This window comes from Phycisphaerales bacterium (genome assembly GCA_040221175.1).
Taxonomy (GTDB): Bacteria; Planctomycetota; Phycisphaerae; order Phycisphaerales; family UBA1924; genus JAHCJI01.
The window spans coordinates 117,086-142,145 of sequence record JAVJVK010000015.1; the positions used below are offsets into that span (position 1 = coordinate 117,086).

Here is a 25,060-nt window from a genome sequence, read left to right on the forward strand (position 1 = left end):
GCTCAGCCCTCGTCGGCCTTGGCCAGCTTCCACTCCTCGATCTCGATGGGCGCCTGGCGGCCGAAGATGGTCACCAGCACGCGGACCAGGCCCTTGTCGGGCAGCAGCTCGTCGACCGTACCCTCGTAGCCCTCGAAGGGCCCTTCCTTGATCGTCACGTGCTCGCCCTTGACGAAGTTCATGCGAACCTCGGGCTCTTCCTCGGGTGCGCGGCTGGACATCTGGATCTTCTCGACCTCGTGCAGTTCCAGCGGCGTCGGCCGCGGCGTGCCCACGAAGTCGCCCACGCCCGTGGTCTCCTTGATCAGGAAGAACACGTCCTGGGGGATGCGCCCGTCATCCTCGAGCTTCATCTCGACGAACACGTAACCGGGATAGAGCTTGGTCTCGGTGATCTTGATCTTGCCGTTCTTGAACGTGCGGGCCTTCTCGGTGGGCACCAGGATCCGCCCGACGAACTCGGTCTTGTGCTCGATCTGGACCTTCCGCAGCAGCGTGTCGCGGACCGAGCTCTCCTTGTTGGAGGCCACGCGGAGCGCGAACCAACTCATGCCCGGCTGGACGATGGGCTCGTCGGCCTCGGGCGTGTCGGCGCCTTCCCCGGCGGCGGGAGCGGCTTCGGATTGAGGTTCGGGCTGGGTCTGGGCTTGTGATTCAGCTGGGGCCTCGGTCTGGGCCTCGGCGGTGGAGGCGGGAGCCTCCTGCTCGGCGGGGGTGGTGGAAGGGCTGCTCTCGCCGGCCTTGGTCGTCTGCTCGCCTTCGATCATCGTGCACGCTCCAGAGAATGACAGCGGCCGCGGACACGCTCCACGCGGTCCACGGCCGATTCGAGCAAATGGTATCCCCAGCGAACGGCCAGTCCAGCCGGCCGCACCTGGGCTAAATATCCAAGACGCCGATGGCCTGGAAGAAAAACTGGAAGATGAAGTCGAACCCGAACAGGTACAGCCCCAGAAGGGCCGAGGCCCCGATGACCACCCAGGTCGAGTTGATGATGTCCTTGCGGGTCGACCAGTTGACCTTGCGCATCTCGCCGTCGGTGGCGATGAGGAAGTCGACCGAGCCCTTCTTGATGGCCACGAAGTAGACGATGACCGCCGCGCCCAGGAGCACCACGAGCACGACCATGCCGCCCTGCACGTAGATCCGCTCGACGACCGGCACGCCGCGGACGCCGCCGCCCGAGATGGTGGCGATCTGCCCGCCCTGGGTCTGCAAGGCGGTAATCTGCGAGCGCTGGGCCTCTTCCTGGAGTTGCCAGTCGACCACCGTCAGCACGCCGCCGTTGCTGCTGGGCTCCACCGTCTCGACGGTCGCCGATCCGATGACCGGACGCTCGCCCAGGCCGGCCTCGCCCAGCAGTTCGACCTGCTGGCCGGGGTTGAACTCCACCGGCGACCCATAGCTGGTGATCCAGGCGCGGTCGGGCAGGGGAATGAGCAGGGCCTGGCCGTAGAGCCACGCGGCCGCCGCCAGCACGAGCACGCCGCCGAACACCGCCGTCATCGTCCGGGTCCAGTACCCCTGCCCGGGCTTGTAGATCGCAAAGGCCATCAGCACTCCGAATCCGCCCCGAGTCATTCGGGGCAACACGTCAGGAGGGACTCGAACCCCCAACCTGCGGATTTGGAATCCGCTGCTCTACCAATTGAGCTACTGACGTTCGGGTTTCTCGCCTCGGCAAGGCCAGGCCTCGCCGGGCCTACATGATTGGCGCACTCTTGTCCACAAGAAAGTCCTTGGTTCGTCCTTGTGACCGCCAACCCCGACGCCAGCCACCGGTAGACTTCCATGATGACCCAGCCAACGACCGCCCAGGCCGACCACGCCGATACTTCCGGCGTACAAGATATCCCCAATCCCTACGCCGATCGGCCGACGGTCGCCGAGCTCAAGAAGGTCCGCAAGGTCTACTACAAGCCCGACGGCTCGGTGATGGTCGAGGCCCTCCGGGGCGTGGACATCACCGTGCACGAGGGCGAGTACGTCGCCATCATGGGCGCCTCGGGCTCGGGCAAGAGCACGCTGATGAACATCCTGGGCTGCCTCGACCAGCCCACCGACGGGCAATACCTGCTTGCCGGTAAGGACATCAACGAGATGGACGACGAGTCGCTCAGCCAGTTCCGCGGGCGGACCATCGGCTTCGTCTTCCAGGCCTTCAACCTCATCCCCCAGCTCACCGTCGAAGAGAACGTGGCCGTGCCGCTCTTCTACCAGGGCGTCGACCCGGCCCATCGCCGCGAGCGGGCCATCGAGAAGCTGGGCCTGGTTGGCCTGGGCGACCGCCTGGGGCACCGCCCCCGCGAACTCTCGGGCGGCCAGCAGCAGCGCGTGGCCATCGCCCGCTCGCTGGTGGCAGAGCCCAAGGTCCTGATGGCCGACGAGCCCACCGGCAACCTCGACTCGACCACCGGCGAGGAAATCCTGACCCTGTTCGAGAAGCTCCACAGCGGCGGCATGAGCATCCTGATGGTGACCCACGACGACTCGGTGGCCGACCGCTGCGAGCGGGTCATCCGCCTGAAGGACGGCGTGGTGGAGTGGGACCGGCGGCTGCGCCGCCGCGCGAAGCCCGCCAATGGCTAGCTCGCCCGAGCCGCCGGCCCCCGGCTGGCTGCTGACCGGCTCGCGCGTGGCGTTCGCACTGCTGGCCCTGGCCCTGTGCGTCGCCACGCTGCTGCCGATCATCGAGACGAACCAGTGGTGGGTCCGGATCTTCGACTTCCCACGCATCCAGATCACGGTGCTGATCGCCATCACGCTGGCGGCCCAGACCACGATCGGGCTGCTGGCGTGGCGGTGGCGCCGCCGGGCCGGCCTGCCCGGGTCGCGGGCGTCCAGGCTAGGGCGGGTGGTGCTGCCGGCGCTGCTTTTTGCTGCCCTGTGCTGGCAGCTCTTCCGCATCGCCCCCTACACGCCGATACTGGCGGTCCAAATGCAAGACGCCCGGGCCGAGCCGGGCGAAAGGATCCGCCTGCTGATCCACAACGTCCGCTACGACAACCGCCGTTCGGACGCACTGCTCGAACTGGTCGAACGCGTCGATCCCGACGCCGTGCTCCTGGCCGAGCCAACCCAATGGTGGCACGAGGCGGTGCAGCCACTGGCCGAGGCCTACCCGCACACCGTCGAGCAGCCCCAGGAGAATCACTACGGCTTGCTCTTCTACAGCCGCTTCGAACTCGTCGAGCCCGACGTCCGCTTCCTGGTGGAGGACGAGGTCCCCTCGATCCGCACCGGCGTTCGCTTGCCATCGGGGCGCGTGGTGCGGCTCTACGGCCTGCACCCCAAGCCCCCGGGCCTCAAGCGCCCGGTCGATCCCGAGCGTGAGGACAGCGACCAGCGCGATGCCGAACTGCTGACGGTCGCCAAGGAGATCAAGGAAGCGCACGACTCGGGCGACGACACGCCCACCATCGTCGCGGGCGACTTCAACGACGTCGCCTGGTCGCACACGACCCGCCTGTTCCAGCGCGTCAGCGGCCTGCTCGACCCGCGGATCGGCCGGGGGCTGTTCAACTCCTTCAGCGCCCGCAGCCGCATCCAGCGGTATCCCATCGATCACGTCTTCGCGTCGGAGCACTTCCGCCTGGTGCGCATGGAGGTGCTCGCGGACATCGGCTCGGACCACCACCCCATCGTCGTCACCCTCGCCCTCCAGCCCACCGCCGAGGCGACCCAGGACGAGCCCGACCCGGAAGGCGACGACCTGGAGGAGGCCGAGGAGACGATCGAGGAAGCCAAGGAGAAGGTGCAAGAGGAGCCCGGTTCCTAATCTTCGGGCATGCGCGGGGCGAGCGTTCGCACAGCCTGCCTCACGCTCGCGGCCCTGACCGTGCCCGCCGCCGCTGGCTTCTTCGTATACGGATACGGCCGGGCGTGGACCTTCATGCCGCCGCTCAACAACATGCTCCTGGGGATGGGGTTGACCGGCGTTTTGTTGGCGTTGTTCGTCGCCGCTCCGTTCGTGGCCGCGTGGGACCTGATCTCGGACGCTGTGCTCGGCGTGCGGAGGCGACGCGCCCGGCGGGGCCTCTGCTGGCGGTGCACCTACGACCAGACCAACGCGCCCACCGACACCTGCGCCGAGTGCGGGGCAGATGCGTCGATCGTCCCGACCACGCGATGCCCACGCCCCGCGACGGTCTTCATCCTGCTCGCACTGGGCGCCGCCGCCTCGGCGATGGGCGCCCTGGTCGCCGAACTCCATATCACCAACGAAGACGCCCGATTCATCGAGCACATCCGCTCGACCGGCGGCCAGCAGTGGGTGGGCCGCGACCGCGCCTGGCCCTACCGGGGCTTCAGCACGGTGTACAACCCACCTCACGGCTTCCACGTCAACGACTGAGCCGCAGCCGCTTCTCGGACCGCCGCCCGAACGGCCCGGGAGCGGTCCTCGGCCGCCCGGGAACAGTCCCGAGTCACTCAGGAGCGGTCATGACCGGCTGACGACCGTCTATCAGTGACCGCCGACCGCCCATGAGCGGCTGCAGACCGCCCGGGAACGACCGACGACCGCCCGGGAGCGGCTGCCGAACGCCCGGGAATGGCTGACGACCGCCCGGGAATGACCGACGACCGCACGGGAGCGACCGACGACCGCACGGAAATGACTGACGACCGGTCGTCAGCCATTTTCCGCCGGTGTGATAACCATTTCGAGGCGTGTGCATCTCCGCGTCGGCAACCGTCCCTAGAATGATTCCAAGATGTTGGAGTCCACGCAACACGCCCACCACGACCACCGGGCCCTCTTCGCCGCCCACGGCCTGCGCTGCACCCGCCAGCGGCAGGTGGTCTACGCCGCCCTGGCCGCCACGCGCGAGCATCCCACGGCCGAAGCGATCTACGAGTCCGTGCGCGAGAGCCAGGGCGAGGCGGGCATCTCGCTGGCCACGGTGTACAACACGCTGGAGATGCTGACCCAGCGCGGCCTGTGCCGCAAGCTGGCCTCGCCCGGCGGCCCCACCCGCTTCGACGCCATCACCGACGAGCACGCCCACGTCGTCGCGCCCGACGGCTCGATGGTTGACCTGCCCGAAGACCTGAGCGACCGCGTCATGGCCGGCGTCCGCAACCCGGAACTGATCGCCGAGATCGAGCAGCGGCTGGGCGTGAAGGTGGGGCGGATCAGCATCCACCTGTCCACCGAGGGGGCGGCCGAGAGCGCTGCCGACTAGGCCGGCTACTCCCGCCACCCCAGCGCCCACTCGCCCTCGCTGCGATCTTCTTCGCGCGACATGGGCAGCACCAGCCCATCCCACGCCAAGCGGATGCCGCTGGGCAGCGCCCGGTCGACCGGCTCGTGGCGCACCTCGTGGTTCATGTGGATGAACCAGGTTTCCTGGGCCCCGATCTTCTCCGCCGCCGCGACGGCCTCGTCGATCGAGAAGTGCGTCGGGTGGCGGCGCGGCCGCAGCGCGCCGAGCACGAGCGTCTTGAGGCCTTCGAGCAAGGGCCAACTCTCCGGCGGGATGCCCGAGACGTCGGTGCAGTACGCCAGCGGCAGCAACTCGTCCATGCCCGTGCGCCCGGCGACGGTGGGGTGCGCGGCCTCCACCCGGAACCCGAGCACCGGAAGCCGGCCGTGCAGCAGCGGGATGGGCGTGATCTTTAAGCCAAACAACGCTTCGGGCACCAGCGGCAGCAGGCGGTGGGGGATGACGCTGGCGACGTAGCTGGGCTGGATGTTCTTGCCCGCGTCGAAGATGTGGCCATAGACGCGGCGGAGGAAGTCCAGCGTGTGGTCGCTGGCGTAGATGTCTACCGGCCCCTCCATGAGCGTGTTGAAGCGGCGCAGCTCGTCGAGCCCCCAGGTGTGGTCGACGTGGTTGTGCGTGAACAGCAGCGCGTCGACGCGTTCGAGCTTGGAACGCAGCGCCTGCTGGCGAAGGTCCGGCCCGGCGTCGAACAGGATCGTCCGCTCCTCGCCCCGGTCGTCGCCGAAACGCAGAGCCGCCGAGCAGCGCAAGCGCTTGTCCTTGGGGTCCGCCGACGTGCACGTGAGGCACGAGCAGCCGATCACCGGCACGCCGCTGGACACGCCCGTGCCCAGGAACTCGAACGAGACCTGCCTGTGCCGCTGCCGATCGCTCACGGGCCAGCGTATGCCGCGTTCGCTCCCCGCTTGGCCCATACGATCGCCGATGCCCAAGAGCTTCCACCTGTACAACACCCTCACGAAGCGCGTCGAGCCCTTCCGCGCCACCGATCCGAGCAGCGTCACCTTTTACACCTGCGGCCCCACGGTCTACGACGACGCCCACATCGGCAACTTCCGGGCGTTCCTCATCGCCGACCTGCTCCGCCGCTGGCTCGAGAGCCCGCTGTGCACCATCCAGGACGCCGACGGCAAGGAGCACGCGGGCCCGCGCACGGTGCGGCACGCCATGAACATCACCGACGTCGGCCACATGACCGACGACGACCAGGCCGACGGCGGCGGCCAGGACAAGATGGACGCCGCCCGCACGCGATTGCTCGAGGCCAAAAAGGCGGGCAAACTGCCCAAGGGTGCCGACATCGACCCTAGCGACCCCTACGCCATCGCGAAGTTCTACGGCGGACGCTTCATCGAGGATGCGAAGAAGCTGGGCCTCAAGGTCGCCATCGAAGACGCCATGATGCCCCGGGCAACGGCGTACGTGCCGTCGATGGTCACGCTCATCGAGCGATTGATCGCCCGCGACTGCGCGTACGTCACCGGCGAACAAGGCTCGCGAGCCGTCTACTTCAACGTCAACGCCTTCGACAGCTACGGCGCCCTCAGCGGCAACACGCTCGAAGCGTTGCGCAGCGGCGCGGGCGGCCGCGTCGACGACGCGAACCAGCAGACCAAACGCCACCCCGCCGACTTCCTGCTGTGGAAGGAAGACGCCAGCCATCTTATGAAGTGGGACAGCCCCTGGGGCGCCGGTTACCCGGGCTGGCACGTCGAGTGCTCGGCCATGGCCTACGAAGTGCTCGCCAAGGCGGCCTTTCCCGACGGAAGCGTGCCCGACGGCCAGCCGCTCATCGACCTGCACACCGGCGGCGAGGACAACATCTTCCCCCACCACGAGTGCGAGATCGCCCAGAGTTGCTGCGCCTTCAACGCCGACCCCAGCGGCGCACCCTTCGCCCGCCACTGGCTGCATACCCGCTTCCTGCTGGTCGACGGCGCCAAGATGAGCAAGAGCAAGGGCAACTTCTTCACCGCCCGAGACCTGTTCGCCAGAGGCGTCGAGCCCGCGGCGCTGCGCCTTGCCCTCATCCGCACGCACTATCGCACGAACGCGGACTTCACCGAGCAGTTGCTCAAGGACAGCCAGCGGATGATCGAGCGGTGGCGTCGGGTGCACGAGGAGCAGGAGCCGGGCGATGCAGCTACCGCGAGCGAACTCGCACGCACCGAGTTCGCGGCTGCCATGCATGACGACATGAACATCGCAGCGGCGATTGCGGCGATCAACTCGATGGTGGGTGGGATTGAGTCTTCAACGAAGGCCGACGCGGACGTCTTGCGGCAGTTCGACGCCGTGCTTGGCGTGTTGTGCCTCGAGCGCCCGGCTTCCGCCGATACGTCCATCGGGCTCTTCGCCCCCGGCCTCGCCCCGGACCCAGTGGTCATCGAGAGGCTCGAGCAGCGCAAGGCGGCGCGAGCCAACAAGGACTTCGCCACCAGCGACGCCATCCGCGATGAACTCGCCCAGATGGGCTACGCCATCAAGGACGTGGCCGGTGGCAAGGTGGAAGTGACCAGGGTGTAAGGTCAGCCACCGGCGGTGGCGAGCTTCTCGCTGGCCTGGAACCAGCGCTGCCAGTCATCGCGCGTCAGCGGCAGGTCGGAGCTGTTCCAGACCTCGTCGGGGAAGCTCTCGTAGAGACGCTGTGCGCGTTCATTCGCTGCGCGCGCAAGGGCGAGTTCGCCCTGCTCGAGCCTGGCGCTGACGATCTGGATGAGCGGCACGAGTGCGGCTGGATCTCCTGCGTACTTCGCGTGGGCGGCCGCATAGTGCTTCACGGCCAGCTCATAATCGCCCAGGTCATATGCGCAGGCGCCCAGGAAGAAGTAGGCGCTCCGGAGCGATTCAGCCTCGGCCGTGGAGAGGTCGGTCAGTCGTTCAAGGCCATCGCGTGTAAGCTCGAAGTGCTCGATGCTGGTTCGCAGCCGCTCTTCGCGGAGTCGTTGGAGCTCCCTCCGCTCGCTGCCGGGCATCGCCTGGGCGAGCGCGTCGCCGATGCGGTCGGCCTCGAGACGGAAGGCGTCCGACAACCGGAATCGAATAAGATGCTCCATGCGTTCGCCTTTGAATCGGGCGAGCGCTTCCTGGAGGCGATCGATGGCCTGGACGTAGTTCCCCCGGCGATAGTGAAGCGTTCCCAGTTCGACCAACGCGTTGCGGTACTCCTCGCTCTGAGGGCCAACGAGCCCTCCCGAAAGCACGCGTTCGAGCAGGGCGAGCGCTTCGCCGTCGTTTTCGGGGTCCGGATCGGCCAGCAGCGTCTCAGCCAATGGCACGTACGACTTGAGCGCGAAGGGGCCGACGCCCTTGCCCGTCTCGGGATCGTTCGCGTCGTCGATCAGGGAGCGATAGGCGCCCTCGGCGGCGGAGTGTCGGTTGCGAGCCTGGTAGATCCGACCGAGCCGATACCGCGCTTCGGCCCGCATGGGGCTCTCGCTAATGGCCGTCACGAACGTGGTCAGCTTTCGCTCGGCGAGTTCCAGATCGCCCGCCCGATCGAAGCAGACCGCGCTGAGCCACGTGCTGCGCTCGAACGCGGATTCGTCGAGCGTGACCAGATCGGCATGCAACGCGTAATAGCCGCCGGCCGAGCGCATGTGGCGGCGGAACTCCTCCCGAGTCGCAGCGTCCATGGTGAGCGCATCGGCGCCGTCATCGCGATACGCGCCCGCGGCTTCGGCGAGGTCCTCGGCCACACCCCGATGGGCATCGGCAAGCGCCAGCACCAGTTCCGGCGGTCGCTCACCGTCATGCACCTGCTCGGCCAGTTGTGCATACCGCAGCGCATCTCTGCAGTCGCCTGCGGCAAGACGGACGCGATGTTGGGAGATGAGCGCATTCTCGAGTACGGCGGCATTGACGCCTGCGGCCGGTCCTCCTTCTCCCAGGATCTCGATTGCCTCACTGAAAAGGTCGAGCGCCAGATCGGTTTCGCCCTCGGCCGCATAGACCTCGGCCAAGCCCAGCCGGGCCGCTTGTGCGGCAGGAGCCCAGCCCAAGCTGTCAAGGACGCGCTGGTATCGATCCCGTGCTTCCATCGGCCGGCCGGCGAGTTCGTCGAGTCGACCGAGCATGACGACGGCCTTGCCCCGCTCCGAAGATTGCGGCTCGGCCAGTTCTTCGCCCAGTTCCAACGACGCGCGGGCGTCTTCCAGATCGCCAAGTTCCATTTGTGCTGCGCCGAGTTCTACGCTGAGCGCCGCGCGGCGCTCCGGCGCGGCTCGAGCCCATTGGGGGTACGACCGAAGCAGCCGGTCAACTACGCCGGCATGATCGCCCGTGGCCGACAGTACGCGTGCCCGTTGGAGTTCGGCCCACGCCCTGTCGTTGATCCCCAGCGTCGGGTCGTTCACGAATCGTGAAACCAACTCGATCACACGCTCGCGGCCACCGGGGGTGTCCGGGTCCTGCCGTTCGATCGCCAGGCGGTAGAGTTCGTGGCGGAGCGGCCGCTCGGTCGCCGGCATGGCCTCGGCACGCTTGAGGGCGGGGTCGATCTGGCCAAGGCCGAGATATGACTGCCCGAGGAAGAACGCGTCTCTTGGGGTGAGTGACGCGCCCTGGCGTTCGGCTTCGCGATACTCCCGAACGATGTTGGTGTCGTTGGCTGTCTGGCGGGTGGCGAACTCGGCTTGCCCCAGGGCCAGGGCGCGTGCACGCAAGATGTGGAAGCGGCGCCGATGCTCGGGCGTGAACGAGCTGCGATCCAACAGTGGACCAAGGGTGTCGTTTAAGACGTCCAGCGCTTCCGTGTATCGGCGGGCCTCGATTCGCCTGTCAGCCGCATCGAGCAGGGCCTCGAAGTCTGGAGCTGGGCGGTGGAGGACCGTGACGGCAAGCCCGATAACCAGGAGGCCGATCGAGATGCCCAAGGTGGGGACCTGCCAGATTTCACGCCATGGGGCCACCGCCGGATCTTGGGCCGGTTGGGGGCTTGTGGCTTCGGCTGCGGGCTTCTCGTTGGCCGACACGGCGCCTCCGCGGATCGGCACGCAATGGGCATGCCCACATCGCTATCGGCCGTCGGGGCGCGAATCTTGATCGGATTGTCCCGAGTTCTGCGAGGGTGCCAACTCGCCGACCACCGCCAAGCCCGAGAGCGTGTCGCCACGATGGCGCAAGAGCGGGCTCATCGCCCCCGCGAGGGCCACCAGCGGCAACAACCACTTCACGGCGTTGCGGGTCAACGAGGCGCCGATGCCCGGCCGGCGGATTCCACCGCGGGCGTCACCCTCCGCTTGCGAACGGGTGACGGCTAGGCCGAAAACCAGCTTGCCGGGGGTTCGGCCGAGCGTCGACTCCAGCACCGCGCCGGTCAGCAGGCCGAACAGGAGGGCCATGATGAGCGGTGCGAAGTCGATGACCTCCGCGCCCACCCGCATGGCAAGCCAGCCCTCGGGCAGCAATTGTGCAATCTCGCCACCGATCAGGAGTGCCAGGAGTCCATCTCCGACCGATGCCAGGATGCGAGGCATCGGCGGTGCGAGCACGCAACCGGGCGGTGCGGCGAAGGGCTTTGCTTCGTTCGAAGAACGCACGACGAACAAGAGCAGCGACGCGCTCACCAGCACCATCAGCACCAGAAGGATCCGAAGATCGCTTGGAGAGACGGGGCCATCAAAGATGGCTGGGCCGGTGTAGAGCGTGCGGCTGGTGTCGAGCGAGAACTCCTCGATCTCAAGCCTGGTGGCCGCTCGGCCTTCGATGCTCTGAGCATCATCGCTCATGCGGACGATGAGCCCGCGCCTGGCCGCGGGAAGCAGTGCGACTGCATGTCCCTTGGCTTCGTAGACTGGCCGCACCGCGTCGCCTTCCACCTCCAACACCCGGACGACCCCGTTGCCCGCGGTGCCAAGAATCGATCGCGGGCCGATCGTGACCGGACCCGCGACGACGCGCACGCCGTCTGTGGAAGTCGGGACGTCGATCGTTTCGAGCGTCCATTGGAGTCCGATTTCACTGGCTTGTGTGTGCTCGCTGGGAGCGTCTTCGAGCAAGACGGCAGGGTCACGGAGCTCAAAGTCTGAGGCGCGGGGCTCCTGTTTGGGCAGCGTCGCTGTCCAGAGGTAGAGCCGCCCGGCGTCGATGGCCGAGAGCACGACCGACTCGCCCGAAAGGGCAATGGCCTGGGGGGATGCACCGCCGCCCCTCGACGGCCCAGTGCTGAACTGCCAAATCCCACGATCAACCCAGGCGATCTCCAAGTCCTTGTCGGCATGTTCGAGAAGGACGGCCGGTCCCTGGCGTCGAGCCGCCATCGAGAGCAGCTTTCCAGCGGTTGGCAGGAACGCAGAGGAAGCCAGCCGGCCGCCGGAACCGGAAAACCAAGTGCCGGCGATAGCGCCAGGCTGCACGGCTGCCGTGAACACCCCATAGCCCGCCTGGTTCCCCATGCCGGCAAAGGCCATCCAGACCCGCCCGCCTGCAGCAGACATCGCGGCGGGCTTGCGTTCGAGTGAATCCACGATCCGCACCGAGCCATCGGCAGCGCCGCTCTCACCCAATCGTGGTGGAACGTGCCACAACGCCCATTCGCTGGAAACGGTTGACGGCGTCAGCGCCCACGCGTGCTCATTGCCCGGTTGCTGGCCGTCGGGCGCGCCGGCCAGCACCTGGCCGAGGCTCGTGCTTCCGATCGACAGCCAGACAGCAAGCCAGAGCCACCAGAACGAAAACGCTCCCATGGTCATTGACTCAACGCCCTGGCATGCTCGACGTCCAGATCACGCTTCAATCGCACGCCGTAGCGTGAGAGCGTTTCACCCAGATCGAATGCTCGCTCGTCTGGCCGGCGGCGGCTGGACTGCGCGCCGAGGAACCTGATCTGTACGAAGGCGTCCAGTTCGGGAACATCGATCAACACGCGTTCACGAATCTGGATCTCCGGGAGTTCGCGGTTGACGCGGTCATCGAACGGGACATTGCCGTCCAGCATGTTGGCGGTCAGAACCGGGTTGGCCTTTGGGTCGCGGCGGATCGCGATGCGGTCTGGCTCGAAGGTCTTGGGATCGACCGTGTACTCGACGATGCCCCACCGGGCCGGAGCGGTCAGGATAAGCCGCGTGCCGGTGGGCGACAGGCGCAGCGGTATCTCAGGGTTCATTGGTTCGCTTGGCACTTGCGAGAAGCCAAGCAGTAGCAGAAGATCGAGCGGGTGGACGGGCACGCCGAGTTGCGAAAGCCGATCGGGGTCGGCCTTGGCGTGCGTACCGATAAGGGCCACCGGGTCGTCGGCCAGCAGGTCGACGTACCAATAGAATCGCTTATTGGCGCCCAAGGCCGCCGCGTTCACCCCAACCTTCCGCAGGCTCAGGGCGATCTGATCGGGTTGGACGATGTGCAGGTCGCCGTCGAGTTGTTCGACCTCGTTCTCGCCCTGCTCGCCCACGTACCACACCTTGGTAATCGTGGCAGCCCAGAAGCGTTGCAGCCGCTTGGCCCGCTCGTTCATGGCAGCGGCCACTTCCTCGTAGCTGTAATCGGCAAGCTCGATCCGTTCGCCGTCCAGCGGCCCAGGCGGAACGGGCCTGCCAGCGCAGTTGCACCCGGCCGTGATCGCCAACACAAGTAGAGCCGTCGCGAGGACACGCCTCACGCCGATTCTCCGGTGTGTTGGGCCTGCGCTGTCGTATTGGCGTCAGCGGCGGTCGTTGGTTGAGTTTCACCCAGCAGTAGCACGGCCACGCGTTCCATGGCTTGCTCGAGTTGGTCCTCGTCGAGCCCCGGATCGGCGACTTCGATGGGTTCCGCGTCGATGTACGCTCCGGTGGCGGTGACGCGGCGCACCCTCAACTGGCCCTTTCGTTGGCCCTCGAGCCGTAGCCGGCGGCGCCGGATGAGCATCCATGCGAGCACGTACCGAAGTTCCACCGCTTGCTCATCTTCTGGTTCGGCGATCTGATCGAAGAGTGCCACCAGGTCCTCGTCGTCAACCGGTCGGGCGTCGACCTTGTCCTTGGGAGCAGGTACGACGCCCCGCCAGATGGCCAGGACGTCGCCGACGGCGGTTTCATCCTTTTTCGGGCGCCATCCCTCGAGCCACGCCTGCTCCCGCACGTCCATGCGATGCGAGCCCTCGCCGGGCTCGACGAGGAGTACCGAAACGATCCGGTCGCCGGGGTGCAGGGGCTCGCCCGTGGCGGCGCAGGACTCGTTGGGTCGACCGATGCTGATGCCGGGGAGGTTTGCCACATGACACTTTACGCGGTGCGTCCCACAGCGTCGGCCCGGGTGGGGGTGTCACCGGCACGAGGCGTCGAACAGGCGGCTGCTTGTACCGCCCGGGCCGACGGGGAAGCGGCAGCTCATGCCGCATCTGGGGCACCGTGCGACGTAGCAGCCGGCATCGGGGGCCCGGTAGACGCGAACGTAGGCCCCCGCGCAGGTGAATCGCACGCCGATCCAAGGCCTGCCCGGGGCACGGTTCTGCTCTCCGCTCTGTTCGCTGGCCGCTGCTGATTGGTCTGTCACGGCTGTTCCATCGGCCCCGCGCAGCCTCTCGATTGAGTCAACGTCGGCATGTTTGGTGTATGATCGGAACACAGCAACTTCGAACGGTCACGGGCGCAATAATCAACGCTTGCGAATCTGACCTGCTCGAATGGAGCGACACTCCCGTGCCCCGTCCGTTGGTCATCCTGCCCGACCCCCCTGCGCCGCCGACGGCCATCGGCTTGATTGCCGGCGCCGGACGGCTGCCGATCATCGTGGCCGAAGGCCTGCGGGAGATCGGCCATCGCATCCATGGCATCGGCTTGGCCAACATGTACGAGGCCGAACTTCCCAACCTGTGCGACAGCTTTCACGAGGTCGGCCTGTTCCGCGTGGGCGGTTGGGGCCGGGCGCTTGCCCGGCGGAACGTCCGCCATGCCATCATGGTGGGCAAGGTCGACAAGGCGAAGTTGATGCACGACCCCCTCCGGATGGTGCGCAACGTTCCCGACGTTCCGACCCTGCTCGCGTGGCACCGCAAGCTCCGGCACGACCGCCGGTCGTATGCCGTGCTCGGGGCGATCGCCGACGAACTCGAACGAAGCGGCGTGCAACTCCTGGATTCGACGACTTCGATTCCCAACGAACTGGCCGATGCGGGCGTCATGACCAGCCGGCAGCCCACCACGGGCCAGCAGGCCGATATCGATTTCGTCTGGCCGCAGTTGGTCGACCTACTCCGCCTGGATATCGGTCAGGCCGTAGCCGTGCGCGAGCGAGACATCATCGCCGTCGAGGCCGTCGAGGGCACGGATCGAATGATCGAGCGGGCCGGCGCACTCTGCAAGGCCAAGGGCTGGACCTTGTGCAAAGGGGCGCGATGCGGGCACGACCGCCGCAGCGATGTGCCGACGATCGGTGTAACCACGATCGAACGGATGCACGACGCCGGCGCGGGCTGCCTGGCGCTGGCGGCCGGCGACGTGATCATGATCGATAAGGAAGACGTCATCGCCGAGGCCGATCGTCGCGGCATTGCAATCGTCGGCGTGCCCGTCGGCGCTGCGTGACATGATTCCACCATCGGCCGACCCCGCCGACACGGCCCCGCTTGGCGTGCCCCGCGTGGTTTCCCGGGGTTTCTACAAGTTGCAGCACGCGCTCCATGCGTTCGCGGTGGATCCCGACGGTCTCGACTGCGCCGACCTGGGAGCCAGCGTCGGCGGTTTCAGCCAGTGCCTGCTCGCGTGCGGTGCGGCGCGGGTGGTCGCGATCGACACGGCCAGGGGCATCCTCGATTACATGGTTCGTCGCGACGAACGGGTGCAAGCACTCGAGCGTGCAAACGCCCTGTACGTCGAGCCGAACGAGGCCGTTGATCTGGTCGTCATGGATCTTGGATGGACGCCCCAGCGACTCGCCCTGCCGGCTGCGGCGGGCTGGCTGCGCCAAGGGGGTCGCATCATTAGCCTCATCAAGCCGCACTACGAGAGCGGTGAGCACCTCACCGACCAGCATCAGGCCGAACGCATCGCTCACGAGACGATCGAGTCCGTCGCATCGCTTGGGTTCACGTGCCAAGGTTTGACCAGGTCTCCGATCGCCGGATCACGCCGCAAGGGGAAGAGCGCCAAGGCCGGGACCGGAAATGCCGAATGGCTGGGGCTGTTCGCGCCTGCTCACGCGGGCGAGGAAGCCCAGCCCGGCTGAGTGTTGCCCGCAGGGTGGACCAGCTTCCACGCGGCCTCGAGGAGTTCGCGCAGGCCCTGGCGGGCGGCACCGCTGATCACGAAGAGCCGATCGTCTCCGACGTTCAAGGAAGATCGCAGGCTTTCGATCGCGTCGGCCAGTTCCTGATCATCGACGAAAAGGTCGGCCTTGTTCAGCGCGATGAGCTCGGGTTTCTCAAGCAGCGCCGGCGCGTATTGACCGAGTTCGGCTCGGATCTTGGTGTAGTTCTCGGCCACCTCGCCCTTGTCGGGCACCATGTCCAGAACGTGGACCAGCACCTTCGTGCGCTCGACGTGACGCAGGAACTCGTGCCCAAGCCCCGCCCCGCTGGCGGCCCCTTCGATCAGTCCGGGAATGTCGGCGATCACCAGGCGTCGAGAGCCGTCGAGATCGGCAATGCCCAACTGTGGGCTGAGGGTGGTGAAGGGGTAGTTGGCCACCTTGGGCGCTGCGGCCGTCGTTGCGGCGAGCAGCGTGCTCTTGCCGGCATTGGGTAGCCCCACCAGGCCGACTTCGGCGATGAGCTTCAGTTCGAGCCGGATGCGCCGGACCTCGCCGGGCTCGCCCTTGGTGGCCTGCCGAGGCGTCTGATGGGTCGCGCTCTTGAAATGCTCATTACCGAAGCCGCCCCTGCCGCCCTGTGCCGCGATGACGCGATCTCCCGGACCGAGGTCGTAGAGCAACTCACCCGTATCGTCGTCGTATACCAGCGTGCCCGGGGGCAGGTGGACGTAAAGGTCGTCGGCCCCCGCGCCGTGCCGCTGGGCGCCCTCCCCGGGGCGACCACCACGAGCGCGCCAGTCGTGCTTGCCGCGATAGTCCAAGAGCGTTCCGACGTTCTCGTCGGCGACCAGGATGACGCTCCCGCCGTCGCCACCATTGCCGCCGTCAGGACCACCCTTGGGCAGCCCGCGGGCCCGGCGGAATGAGACGCAGCCGTCTCCGCCCTTGCCGGCATAAATCGTGATGGTGGCGCGATCGGCGAACATGTCGGAGATCGTACGCGTGGATCGGACTCGTTACGAGAAAGCCCGGGCATGCACCCGGGCCTTCCGTCCCAACTCCCTGGTTCGCTGCGGGACCCTGACTCAGGCGGCCCGGGCCATCGTCTGAGCCAGAGCCTGCTTCAGCCGGTCCTTGTCACCGGCCCGGCAGAACATGTTGAAGACCGCCGCCATCCTGGCCGGACCAAACTGCTCCTCGCAGATCCATACGACGGTGGCAAACACAAAGATGGCCCGCCCGGGTCCGGTGTCGCGCCCGGGGCCGGCATGCGGCGAGCGACCGAAGGCCATGTCGCCGGGAAGTTCGATACGCATCGCCAGACGGGTGCCGGGCTCAAAGGGGCGGTCCAATTCGAACTGCAGCCCGCCCTCGCTGACGTCGTACGCATGGCCCTCGAAGTTGAATTCGTCGCTGTCCAGCGTTCGAACGGCGATGGGGCTGTACATCGGGGGCACGCTGAACCGAGGGTGCCGGCGCCTTTCGCGGAGGGGCAGGACGCTGGGCGGAGTGGGGTCGGTGATGGCCATGGCTCGATCTCCAGGGGGCGGTCGTCGCCCGTACGATCGATCGGAAGGGTTGAAGGCCGACTTTACCGGTTGTGGCGAAAATGACGAAAATCGCTAATCTGGCCACGAGATCCTAACAAAAAGCTTATGGATCGAAAATCCTGAAGTTCTTCGCGAGTTTGGCCCGTGCCGCCCTCCAATCCACAACCCGAAGTCAATGACCAAACGCTGCTGTGTGAGAGATGCGGCTACATCATCGAGGGGCTGCCGGCGGCCGGGGTGTGTCCCGAGTGTGGCTTGCCAATCGAGCAAAGCCTGCCTGCAAGGAGGCAGGGATCGCCCATGCAGCGACACCGTGGCTTCGGGCCCCTCCTGCTGACGAGTTGGCTCGTCCTTCGCCATCCGCTGGGCACGCTGGACTCGATGTCGGTGTCGAAGCCGCCGGTCCGCGCGCTTCTCCTGCTGGGCGCGCTGCCAATCGGGCAACTGCTGGGCGTCGGCGTGCTGCTGCTCTTGGAGTTGGAACGTCGTACGGCGAGCGGAGCGGCCTCGTGGACTCCCGGCAGCGTCATCGGGTCAATTGCCCTGGGCATCATCCTCGGATGCCTGTTGACCCCCGTCGCCATGCTGATGCTGGGGGCCCTGACGTGGATCGAGGCGCGCGGGCTCGTGATATTTGGCGCCCAGGCGGGTTCACGCATGCATCCGGAACTTGCGCACACGATCGTCCGCCACGGCGCTGCGGGCTGGCTTGTTTCGGGTTTGGGAGCCGCGCTGATGCTGCCGCTCGCGTGGGGGCTCGAGACCGAGTTTGCGAGGTACTTGGGCGGTGGCGTCGGGCACACGCCGCCCCGCTGGTCGTTGCTTCTTGCCGCATCGGGAATCGCGCTCGTGCTTGCCGGGTTTCTGGCGTTCGAGTGCTTTGCGTGGCTGGGCTTGCGGCGATGCAGGTTTGCCAACAAGCACCGATCGGCTCCCCAACGGGATGAGTGAATCCCGCTTCACTCCCCGCCCATTGGTGGGGGCTGCGCACTATCCTGCGCCTGGAGGAATGTCCCGATGTCCGACGTTGCGTCGACCCGCCCGACTCGCCGATTGCGCAAGGCGCTGTTGTTTCTGGCTATTGCGTTCGTGCTGTTGGTGGTGTTCGTCGCGTTGGCTGGTCCGGCCCTGATCGCCGCTGTGGCCCCGGCCGTCGCGCGAAACATTGGCATTCCCGGCCGCCTCGAACTGGAGCACGTCTCGCTCTCCTGGACTGGCGATCTCGCGGTCGAGCGTGCGTCGTTGTACGACGTCGATGGCGAACACATTGCCAGCGTGGCCGTGAACACGGGGGGCGGCCTGCTGGGCCTGCTCGATGCCCACATCGAGCAAGACATCGTGGTCGATGGTTGGGCAAGCGTTCGGATACTGGAAGATGGAGCGACCAACATCGAGCGAGCTTTCGGGCTCGAGCGCAGCGGTGAGTCAGCGGCCGAGGCGCCCAAGGAACGCGACCCGATCGAGCTTCCCTTCGGCCGCATCCAGTTGCAGGGCCTGGACCTCGCCGTGACGAGAGCCGGTTCACCGACCGTCGCGATCTCGGGATTGGAAGGACAAGCGGTCGCCGATGGTGCTCGCATCGACGCCGACGTACGGGGCACGCTGGTCAGCCCGCGGGCACATCCTGCCAGTCGGGCCGAGATCGCCGAGGCGACCTTGGCCGGCCGGTTCGAGATCGAGGCAGACGTCGATGTCAGCGACCTGAAGGGCGAAGCCAGGGCGAGCATTGCGGAACTCACGCCCGAGTTCGCCCGTTCGCTGGGCGCATTGAGTGGCGACGAGGTGCTGGCAGAGTCGGCGATGGTGGCGGCGCAAGGGGGCCTTGGCCTCGAGGTCGTCGCGAGTCTCGAATCTGGTTTGCCTCGCCAGGCCTCGATCTCGCTCGAATCGCAGACCGTCCGGGCATCGCTGGCGGTCTCGCAGCGCGATGGTGCAATCCAGCTCGAGTCGCCGGGTTCGGTGAACATTGACACCAGCGCATTCCTGGCCCGGGAGGCCATCCGACGCGTTGCCGTGCCCACCCAAGGCGTGCAGGTCGTTCGGGCTGGCAGCCTCTCGCTCAATATCGAGCAACTTGTCGTTCCCATGGGCGGCGCCATGCCGGAGCTTGCTCAGTTCCGGGCCGATCTCCGCGCCACGCTCCAGCCATCGCAATTGCAGGTTCCCGGAGCAGGAGGTGCTGACGCGATCGTCTCGCTCTCGCAGATCGCCTTCCGCACGAGCATCGAACCATCGGAGTTGATACGCCTGGATGCCACGGCGCGTGCTGCAATCAACGACCAACCCGAAGGTGCCTTCTCGTTCGAAGCATGGGCCGACGCGGACGCCCTCGTCCGCATGCTCTCGGAGGGCTTCGAGGCAAGCGTCGGCTCGCTTGCTGGCGTCGTTCCATCGATCGACGTCAGCCTCGAACGCATGCCGGTGCTTGCCGCCAAGCCTTGGCTCGCCAGGCTTGAGAACATTGGGCTCGATCTGCCGGAGATCACTGGTCCCGTGCTTGATGCAACGATTGGCTGGAAGGCGAACGAGGACAATTCGGCTTCGATCGTTGTCGCCCTCGATGCAGCACACCTTCGTGCATCGGCCGACGCCCGATGGACCGAAGAAGCCATTGTGCTGACCACGCCTGCCATGCTTGGCGTCGATCGTCCGAACGCCATCGCTGCTGCGTGGCTCCCAGAAGGCTGGAGCATGGAGAACGGCCAGGGAATTCAGGCCAGGGTCTCCGACTTCCGCCTGCCAATGGCGGATCTCAGTCCGCAAGTCGCCAATACGGCCATCGTGGCGGAATTGACCGCGAGCGGCCCGACGCTCACGCCTGCGGACGGTCCGAACCTGGTCATCAGCGATCTGCGATTGAACGTTCAGGCCGATGGGGCGAGCACGAAGATCAACCTTGCGGCGACGCCCGTCATCGCGGAAGATACCGCCGTGCTGTCGGCCGATCTGCGATCGAACGGTCTTGAGCGCATGCTTGGCGGCGATCAGATCGAATTGCCGCAGGTGACCGGTGTGATCACGCTCCAGGCGCCAACGCGGCTCGTTCGAGCCTTCGAGATGGAGGCGGCAGGGCGACCGCTGGAAGCGTGGCTCGGTGAAGCCGTCGGGCCCGATGTCAGGCTCTCGCTCAAGCTCACCGAGCCCACGGCTTCGGATCTTCTCGCGGGCGTGTTGGAAGTAGAGGCACAGCACGCCCGGCTGGAAGCGACCGGGCTGCGCGCGTCGACCTCGCGAGCATCGATCGACGCAGCCTCGCTGCGCATGACGCCGTCTGCGCAACTGTGGAAGGGTGTGGCGCCGAAGATCGGCATGGAGGGCTCGAGCCTCGCCAGGACGGCCCCGCTCGTGGCCACCGTGGGAGATGCCACGCTCGAATTCGGGCAGGGGCTGAACATCTCGGATGGCCTCGATCAGACGACCCTTTCGATGTCGCTCGAAGACGCGATCCGGTTAGACGGCGTGCCGACGGGGGGCGCCGCCGAAGGCGAGGAACGGCAGCGTACCAGCGTGGTGCTGACGAGCCTGCGAGGGAGCGTGAACTCTCTCGGACGTGCGTTGGGCGGCCGTGCAAACGTGGAGACCACTTTAGATCTGGCCGTCGAGTCTGCCGAACTTGGTCGCATTGCCGTCGTGAATGCGAACGCGACGTCGAACCAGACAGGGGACCTGGATGCACGCGTCACCATCGACGAAGTCAGCGTTCGGCAAACGCTTGCCCTGGCCGGCGTGGGGGTCGGCGGGCTCGATGCGGCCGCTGGTTCGATCGGAGAGTCCGGCCGGATCATTGTCGAGGCTCAAGCCTCGTCCACGCCCCAAGCCGCGCTGCCTTGGACGCCCCGACGCGTTTCGATCGATCTGAATACGCCGCGTCTGGCGACGTCGCAAGCCATCGTGGCGAACTTCACCACCAACACGATCGAACTCGCCCAGCCAACCACGGTGACGTGGACTCCCGATGCGTCGTGGCTCGCAACCGCCATCGGCGCGCAGGTCACCGCCGTGCAGCCCTTTAAGATTCGCCTTGACCAGGTTGCCCTGGGCAATCCTCTCGCCCAGGGGCAGGGGCTGCTCGATCCCGCTCGCGTCGCGCTGGATGCATCGCTCGATGCCAAGGGGGCCACCATCGCGATCCCCGAGCGACCAAGCATCAATCTCGACTCGCTCACCGGTCGTGTTCGGCGCGTGGCTCGGAGTACGTACGGAATCACGGCCAACGCCTCGACGACGGGTGGCGGCACGCTCGAACTGAACGGACTCGTCCAGAATCCAGCGGATGCCCAGGGACGCCTCGATCTCGAAACGGCCGAGGTTCGGGGCACCCTCAAGGGTGACGACGTACCCGTTGCGCTTGCCGATGCACTATCCAACACCAACGGCTTGCTGGCCGACAGCCTCGGTCCGGTCGTCGATCTCGATGCCGAGATCCAGCACGGTCGGCTCATCCCCGGCCAGCCGCCAGCGGCTGACCTTCGGTTCAGCGTTCGTGGTCCGCGTGCCGACGCCTCGGGCTACGGACGTCTGGAAAACCACCGCATCATCATGGCCGAACCGCAGACGATCCTGACCGTTCGCGAGGTCCGTCCCGAGATCACCGAGCGGTTCAGCGAGCTGATCCCCGAGCTCCTGATGGTCGAGAAGCGGCCCGAGGATGGACCAGCCATCATCCGCACAGAGGGCCTGACCATTCCGACCAATGGTGAGTGGGAGCACGGCCAGGGTGAGGTCACGATCGCGCTCGGGACGGCACGCTTCCGCACGAGCAGCGTTCTGTCAAGCGTCCTGAAGGCAACCGGCCAGCGCGCTGAAGGCTCGCTTGGTCGACGCATTGAGCCCATCCAAGTCAGCATGGTCGACGGCGTAATTACGTACCAACCGTTCACGCTTCCGCTGGGCGATCTCGAACTTGAGTCGGAGGGCACGGTGAACCTCGTCGAGAGCACCATGGACGTGATCGTGTGGATCCCGAAGGCTGCCCTCACCGATGCCGCGGCCGGACGTTTCAATACGGGGCTGGGCACTGCCCTCGGTCGAACGGTCCCGGGCTTCAACAAGGTGACGACCGTTCCCTGGCGCGTGAGCGGAGAACTCTCCAGTCCCTCCATCCGACCAGCGCCCCAAGTGCTCATCAAGCGCCGTGGTAGTGAATTCCTTGGCCCGCTCCTGAATCCGGGCGAGTCGCTGCAAGACTTGCTGAGCCTCCCCGGAGGCAAGAGCGGGCAATCGGGCGGCGGCTGAGTCAGCGATGCCAGCCAAGACGGCGGGCGATGGCCAGCGTGGGCTCGATCACGCCCCCATCGAACTGAGCCGTTTCCTGCTCGAACTCTTGAATGGGAACCCAACGCGCGTCGATACATTCCCACGCGTGCGCGCCGTCCGTACGCAGCGATGGCAGACCATTCGCGACCTCGGCCCGGATGACGATGTCCACGCTGCGAGCGTGCGGATCGACGACGAGTCCGATGGTTCGCTGATCGCACAATGGGTCGGCAATGCCCACCTCTTCGTTCAGTTCCGCCGCCAGCGTCGGCAAGACGCCCTCGATGCCGAACGTTGGCGATTGCGGCTCGCCAAGCCCGCCGGCGGGCGCAAATTCCCACATGCCCGGATAGCTGCGCGTCTGCCGCCCGCGTCTGGCCAGCAATACCTGGGGGACCGTGTCCGAAGTCGCGATGATCACGCCCGTGACGCTCAGGATGGTCACCGGGAGCATGCACCTATTGGGCTGGCAGACGACGTGTGCGAATCGGTCGGGGCTGGCGGAGAGTCGGCCAGACGCCGCATCGATGGAGCGGACCGCGAGGATTGGCCCATCGAAGAGCTTCGGGTTGGCTGCGCACGCTGATTCCCAGCACGACCGAACTGATGCGTCCAAGGAGGGACGCTGACCATGGATGTTGACGCGCAGCGGTTGCCCAAGGGGGAGAAAGTGGACGCTCACAGACCCAACGCCGAGGACAACGGCCCGCCCATCTGCGAGGTCAGTTCTTCGGGAAGCCCGAGTTCACGCGCTTCTTCGGCCACCGTTTCGCGGGCGAGCGATTGAGCCTTTGCCATGGCGTCATTGGTTGCCTGCGCGATGAGGTCCTGGGCGAGCAACTGGCTTGCCTGATCGGCCGAAAACGCGGTCGCCATGGCTGGTTCGATGTGGACGCTGACCACTTTCATGGCGCCGCTCATGGTCACGATGATGGCGCCCTCACCCGCCGAGCCCTGCACGCGTGCGGCTTCGAGGCGCTCCTTGACGCGTGCCGCCGCGTCGGTGAGCTTCTGGCGATCCTTCATCAGGCTGGTCAGCGCCCCAAGCGCGCGCATCTGGTCAAACATGGCTCGACTCCGACCGATCGGTCACTCGACGCCTTCGACGATCGTATAGGAGATCGCCCGGCCACCGCGCACCACGACGTCGACCACCAGGGTGTTGTCGGCGTCCACGTGGGCCATGTCGAAGCGATATCGGCCTTCGCCCATGTCCTGCGGCGCATCGTGGTTGAGCTTCGCCTTGACGCCTTCAAGGTCCAGTTGCTCCTGCGCCATCTCGCCACTGAGGAACCACTCCTGCACTTGCGTTTCGGACATCGCCCCGCCCTTTTGTGTGAGGAAGTACCACACGCCGCCGGCACATGCGAAGATGATAATCAGGAGGACGATGTTCTTGATCAGGCCGGACTTCTTCTCTGCCATGCTGGATGCTCCGCTCGTGTTGATTTCAGGGGCGTGTGGATTCGTCACAGATTAGGGCGTGCCGCGGCCCGGCGTTTCTTCGGGCGCAAACAACTCGCGTGCTCGCCGGACGAGGACGTGATCGTGGGGCGGCGCGCCCACCGAGTCTGATCCCGGCGACGTCGGCTCGGAGGGGCGAACGAGTTTGGGCTCCGCGACGACCGCCGGCCGTGGAGCGGGCGTGGGTCGTGCTTGAGGTACTGGGGCCGGAGGCGTCGCTCGATCGGGCGGGGCCTCCGGCTTCAGGCTTTTCCCGAGGCCATCTCCGCCGGCCGCCCGCTTCGACCGCCGCTGGCCAGCGACGTCAGGTCGGCGAATCGCTCGGCCATGGCCAGCCGCACAAGCGCGGCGTCAAACATCGCCCGCGGAGCCGGGCTCTCGCGGCACACACGCTGGGCCGTCTCGCATAAGGCGATCATGTGGCTCAAGGCGGGGGCGTCAAAACGTCCGGCCCGCTCGGCCTCAGCTTGCCGGGCCGAATCAGAGAGTTCGACCAGGTCCGTGTCGGGCCCGCACACGCCAAGAACCATCAGATCTCGCAACCTGTTGGCCAGGGTCTCAAGCGCCAGTTCGGGACCGATGCCCAGGCTCAGCAAATCCTGCCCGGCCTTGAGCACTTCTTTGGTATCACCTCTTGAGATCGCGTCGATCATGCGGCCGATGAGTTCGCGATCGGGCAGGCCCAACAACTCTTCGAGCCTGGCGAGCGTCAGATGCTTGTCGCCCGCGGCCATCAGTCGATCAAGCAGGCTCAGCGCGTCGCGCATGGATCCCGCCCCCAGCCGCGCGACGGCAGCCAGCAGGTCGTCGTCGGCCTTCACGCCTTCCTGCTCGCTGACCTCCCGCAGGTGCTCGGCGATACGCGAGGCGGGGATCATGCGGAAGTCGAACCGCTGGCAGCGGCTCTGGATGGTGGGAGGGACCTTGTTGGCCTCGGTGGTGCACAGGATGAACTTGACGTGGTCGGGCGGCTCTTCCATCGTCTTGAGGAGGGTGTTGAACGCCTCCTTGGTCAGCATGTGGACCTCGTCGATGATGTAGACCTTCAGCTTGCCGCGCAGGGGCATGTAGCCCGCGTTGGCGATCAACTCGCGGGCGTTGTCCACGCCGCGGTTGCTGGCTGCGTCGATCTCGATCACGTCGCTGTCGCGGCCTTCCATGATGGCCTTGTCCGTCTCGGGCGTCCCCCCGGCCAGGGCCTTGGCGAAGATCCGGGCCATGGACGTCTTGCCTACCCCCCGCGTCCCACAGAACAGGTACGCATGGGCCACCCGCCCCTGCTCGATGGCCTTGGCCAGCGTCCGCGCAACGGCCTCCTGGCCCACAACGGTCCCAAAATCCTGGCTGCGATATCGACGGGCAAGGGCGGTGTAGGCCATGGGGGCAGGGTAGGAG

22 protein-coding genes and 1 tRNA gene are annotated in these 25,060 nt (G+C 66.5%); 9 read left to right on the plus strand and 14 right to left on the minus strand.

The annotated features are described in order from the left end of the window. Positions 1–2: 2 nt before the first annotated feature. The 3 genes from nusG to RIE32_11935 all read right to left on the minus strand — a co-directional run bounded on the left by nusG (position 3) and on the right by RIE32_11935 (position 1,663). On the minus strand, positions 3–767 hold the full coding sequence (gene nusG, locus RIE32_11925; GenBank protein ID MEQ9096958.1) for a transcription termination/antitermination protein NusG: 765 nt from the start codon (positions 765–767) through the stop codon (positions 3–5). 112 nt (positions 768–879) lie between these two features. Beyond that, the gene (gene secE, locus RIE32_11930; GenBank protein ID MEQ9096959.1) at positions 880–1,554 is read right to left on the minus strand and encodes a preprotein translocase subunit SecE; all 675 of its coding nucleotides are present in this window, start codon (positions 1,552–1,554) and stop codon (positions 880–882) included. Positions 1,555–1,590: 36 nt separating this feature from the next. Continuing rightward, a tRNA-Trp gene (locus tag RIE32_11935) sits at positions 1,591–1,663 on the minus strand. A 131-nt stretch (positions 1,664–1,794) separates the two neighbouring features. Here RIE32_11935 and RIE32_11940 point away from each other — a divergent pair. The 4 genes from RIE32_11940 (at position 1,795) to RIE32_11955 (ending at position 5,186) form a co-directional block, all read left to right on the plus strand. After that, entirely contained in the window at positions 1,795–2,589 is a 795-nt protein-coding gene (locus tag RIE32_11940) for an ABC transporter ATP-binding protein (protein MEQ9096960.1), read from the plus strand. After that, positions 2,582–3,778: an endonuclease/exonuclease/phosphatase family protein gene (locus tag RIE32_11945; GenBank protein ID MEQ9096961.1), complete on the plus strand. Its 1,197-nt coding sequence runs from the start codon at positions 2,582–2,584 to the stop codon at positions 3,776–3,778. Before RIE32_11940 ends, RIE32_11945 begins: the two co-directional genes overlap by 8 nt. 9 nt (positions 3,779–3,787) lie before the next feature. Then, entirely contained in the window at positions 3,788–4,354 is a 567-nt protein-coding gene (locus RIE32_11950) for a hypothetical protein (GenBank protein MEQ9096962.1), read from the plus strand. Between the two features lie 361 nt (positions 4,355–4,715). After that, positions 4,716–5,186, plus strand: a complete 471-nt coding sequence (locus RIE32_11955) for a transcriptional repressor (protein ID MEQ9096963.1) — start codon at positions 4,716–4,718, stop codon at positions 5,184–5,186. A 5-nt stretch (positions 5,187–5,191) separates the two neighbouring features. Here RIE32_11955 and RIE32_11960 read toward each other — a convergent pair whose 3' ends face one another. Next, on the minus strand, positions 5,192–6,103 hold the full coding sequence (locus RIE32_11960) for an MBL fold metallo-hydrolase (GenBank protein ID MEQ9096964.1): 912 nt from the start codon (positions 6,101–6,103) through the stop codon (positions 5,192–5,194). Between the two features lie 49 nt (positions 6,104–6,152). Here RIE32_11960 and RIE32_11965 point away from each other — a divergent pair, with 49 nt between their 5' ends. After that, positions 6,153–7,754 carry a cysteine--tRNA ligase gene (locus tag RIE32_11965; GenBank protein MEQ9096965.1) on the plus strand — a complete coding sequence of 534 codons (1,602 nt, stop codon included), beginning with the start codon at positions 6,153–6,155 and terminating at the stop codon, positions 7,752–7,754. A 2-nt stretch (positions 7,755–7,756) separates the two neighbouring features. On the opposite strand, the gene RIE32_11970 is transcribed toward RIE32_11965, so the two are convergent. The 4 genes from RIE32_11970 to RIE32_11985 form a co-directional block, all read right to left on the minus strand. Then, entirely contained in the window at positions 7,757–10,138 is a 2,382-nt protein-coding gene (locus RIE32_11970; protein MEQ9096966.1) for a tetratricopeptide repeat protein, read from the minus strand. Between the two features lie 105 nt (positions 10,139–10,243). Further along, positions 10,244–11,914, minus strand: coding sequence for an RDD family protein (locus tag RIE32_11975; GenBank protein MEQ9096967.1), 1,671 nt, complete (start codon positions 11,912–11,914; stop codon positions 10,244–10,246). 2 nt (positions 11,915–11,916) lie between these two features. Next, positions 11,917–12,825 carry a hypothetical protein gene (locus RIE32_11980; protein ID MEQ9096968.1) on the minus strand — a complete coding sequence of 303 codons (909 nt, stop codon included), beginning with the start codon at positions 12,823–12,825 and terminating at the stop codon, positions 11,917–11,919. Beyond that, positions 12,822–13,421, minus strand: coding sequence for a hypothetical protein (locus RIE32_11985; GenBank protein ID MEQ9096969.1), 600 nt, complete (start codon positions 13,419–13,421; stop codon positions 12,822–12,824). Before RIE32_11985 ends, RIE32_11980 begins: the two co-directional genes overlap by 4 nt. Before the next feature lie 425 nt (positions 13,422–13,846). Between RIE32_11985 and lpxI the strand changes: the two genes are divergently transcribed. Both lpxI and RIE32_11995 read left to right on the plus strand, forming a co-directional pair. After that, a complete protein-coding gene (lpxI, locus tag RIE32_11990) occupies positions 13,847–14,731 on the plus strand; it encodes a UDP-2,3-diacylglucosamine diphosphatase LpxI (GenBank protein MEQ9096970.1) in 885 nt (294 codons plus the stop codon). A gap of 1 nt (position 14,732) precedes the next feature. After that, entirely contained in the window at positions 14,733–15,371 is a 639-nt protein-coding gene (locus RIE32_11995; GenBank protein MEQ9096971.1) for an SAM-dependent methyltransferase, read from the plus strand. Here the strand turns inward: RIE32_11995 and obgE are convergent. Together obgE and RIE32_12005 are read right to left on the minus strand one after the other, a co-directional pair. Next, positions 15,341–16,381, minus strand: coding sequence for a GTPase ObgE (gene obgE / locus RIE32_12000; protein ID MEQ9096972.1), 1,041 nt, complete (start codon positions 16,379–16,381; stop codon positions 15,341–15,343). The two genes, RIE32_11995 and obgE, sit on opposite strands and share 31 nt — an antisense overlap. Positions 16,382–16,480: 99 nt before the next feature. Then, entirely contained in the window at positions 16,481–16,924 is a 444-nt protein-coding gene (locus RIE32_12005; GenBank protein ID MEQ9096973.1) for a PilZ domain-containing protein, read from the minus strand. 321 nt (positions 16,925–17,245) lie between these two features. On the opposite strand from RIE32_12005, the gene RIE32_12010 reads away from it, so the two are divergent. Together RIE32_12010 and RIE32_12015 are read left to right on the plus strand one after the other, a co-directional pair. Further along, positions 17,246–17,896: a hypothetical protein gene (locus RIE32_12010; protein MEQ9096974.1), complete on the plus strand. Its 651-nt coding sequence runs from the start codon at positions 17,246–17,248 to the stop codon at positions 17,894–17,896. A 66-nt stretch (positions 17,897–17,962) separates the two neighbouring features. Next, positions 17,963–22,180: a hypothetical protein gene (locus tag RIE32_12015; GenBank protein ID MEQ9096975.1), complete on the plus strand. Its 4,218-nt coding sequence runs from the start codon at positions 17,963–17,965 to the stop codon at positions 22,178–22,180. A gap of 1 nt (position 22,181) precedes the next feature. On the opposite strand, the gene RIE32_12020 is transcribed toward RIE32_12015, so the two are convergent. From RIE32_12020 to dnaX, 4 genes are all read right to left on the minus strand, one after another. Further along, the gene (locus RIE32_12020) at positions 22,182–22,655 is read right to left on the minus strand and encodes an NUDIX domain-containing protein (protein ID MEQ9096976.1); all 474 of its coding nucleotides are present in this window, start codon (positions 22,653–22,655) and stop codon (positions 22,182–22,184) included. A 224-nt stretch (positions 22,656–22,879) separates the two neighbouring features. Then, positions 22,880–23,269 (minus strand): YbaB/EbfC family nucleoid-associated protein, encoded by a 390-nt coding sequence (locus RIE32_12025; protein MEQ9096977.1) that lies wholly within the window; start codon positions 23,267–23,269, stop codon positions 22,880–22,882. Positions 23,270–23,290: 21 nt separating this feature from the next. After that, positions 23,291–23,626 carry a hypothetical protein gene (locus RIE32_12030; protein ID MEQ9096978.1) on the minus strand — a complete coding sequence of 112 codons (336 nt, stop codon included), beginning with the start codon at positions 23,624–23,626 and terminating at the stop codon, positions 23,291–23,293. A 281-nt stretch (positions 23,627–23,907) separates the two neighbouring features. After that, positions 23,908–25,044 carry a DNA polymerase III subunit gamma/tau gene (dnaX, locus tag RIE32_12035; protein MEQ9096979.1) on the minus strand — a complete coding sequence of 379 codons (1,137 nt, stop codon included), beginning with the start codon at positions 25,042–25,044 and terminating at the stop codon, positions 23,908–23,910. Between the last annotated feature and the right edge of the window lie 16 nt (positions 25,045–25,060).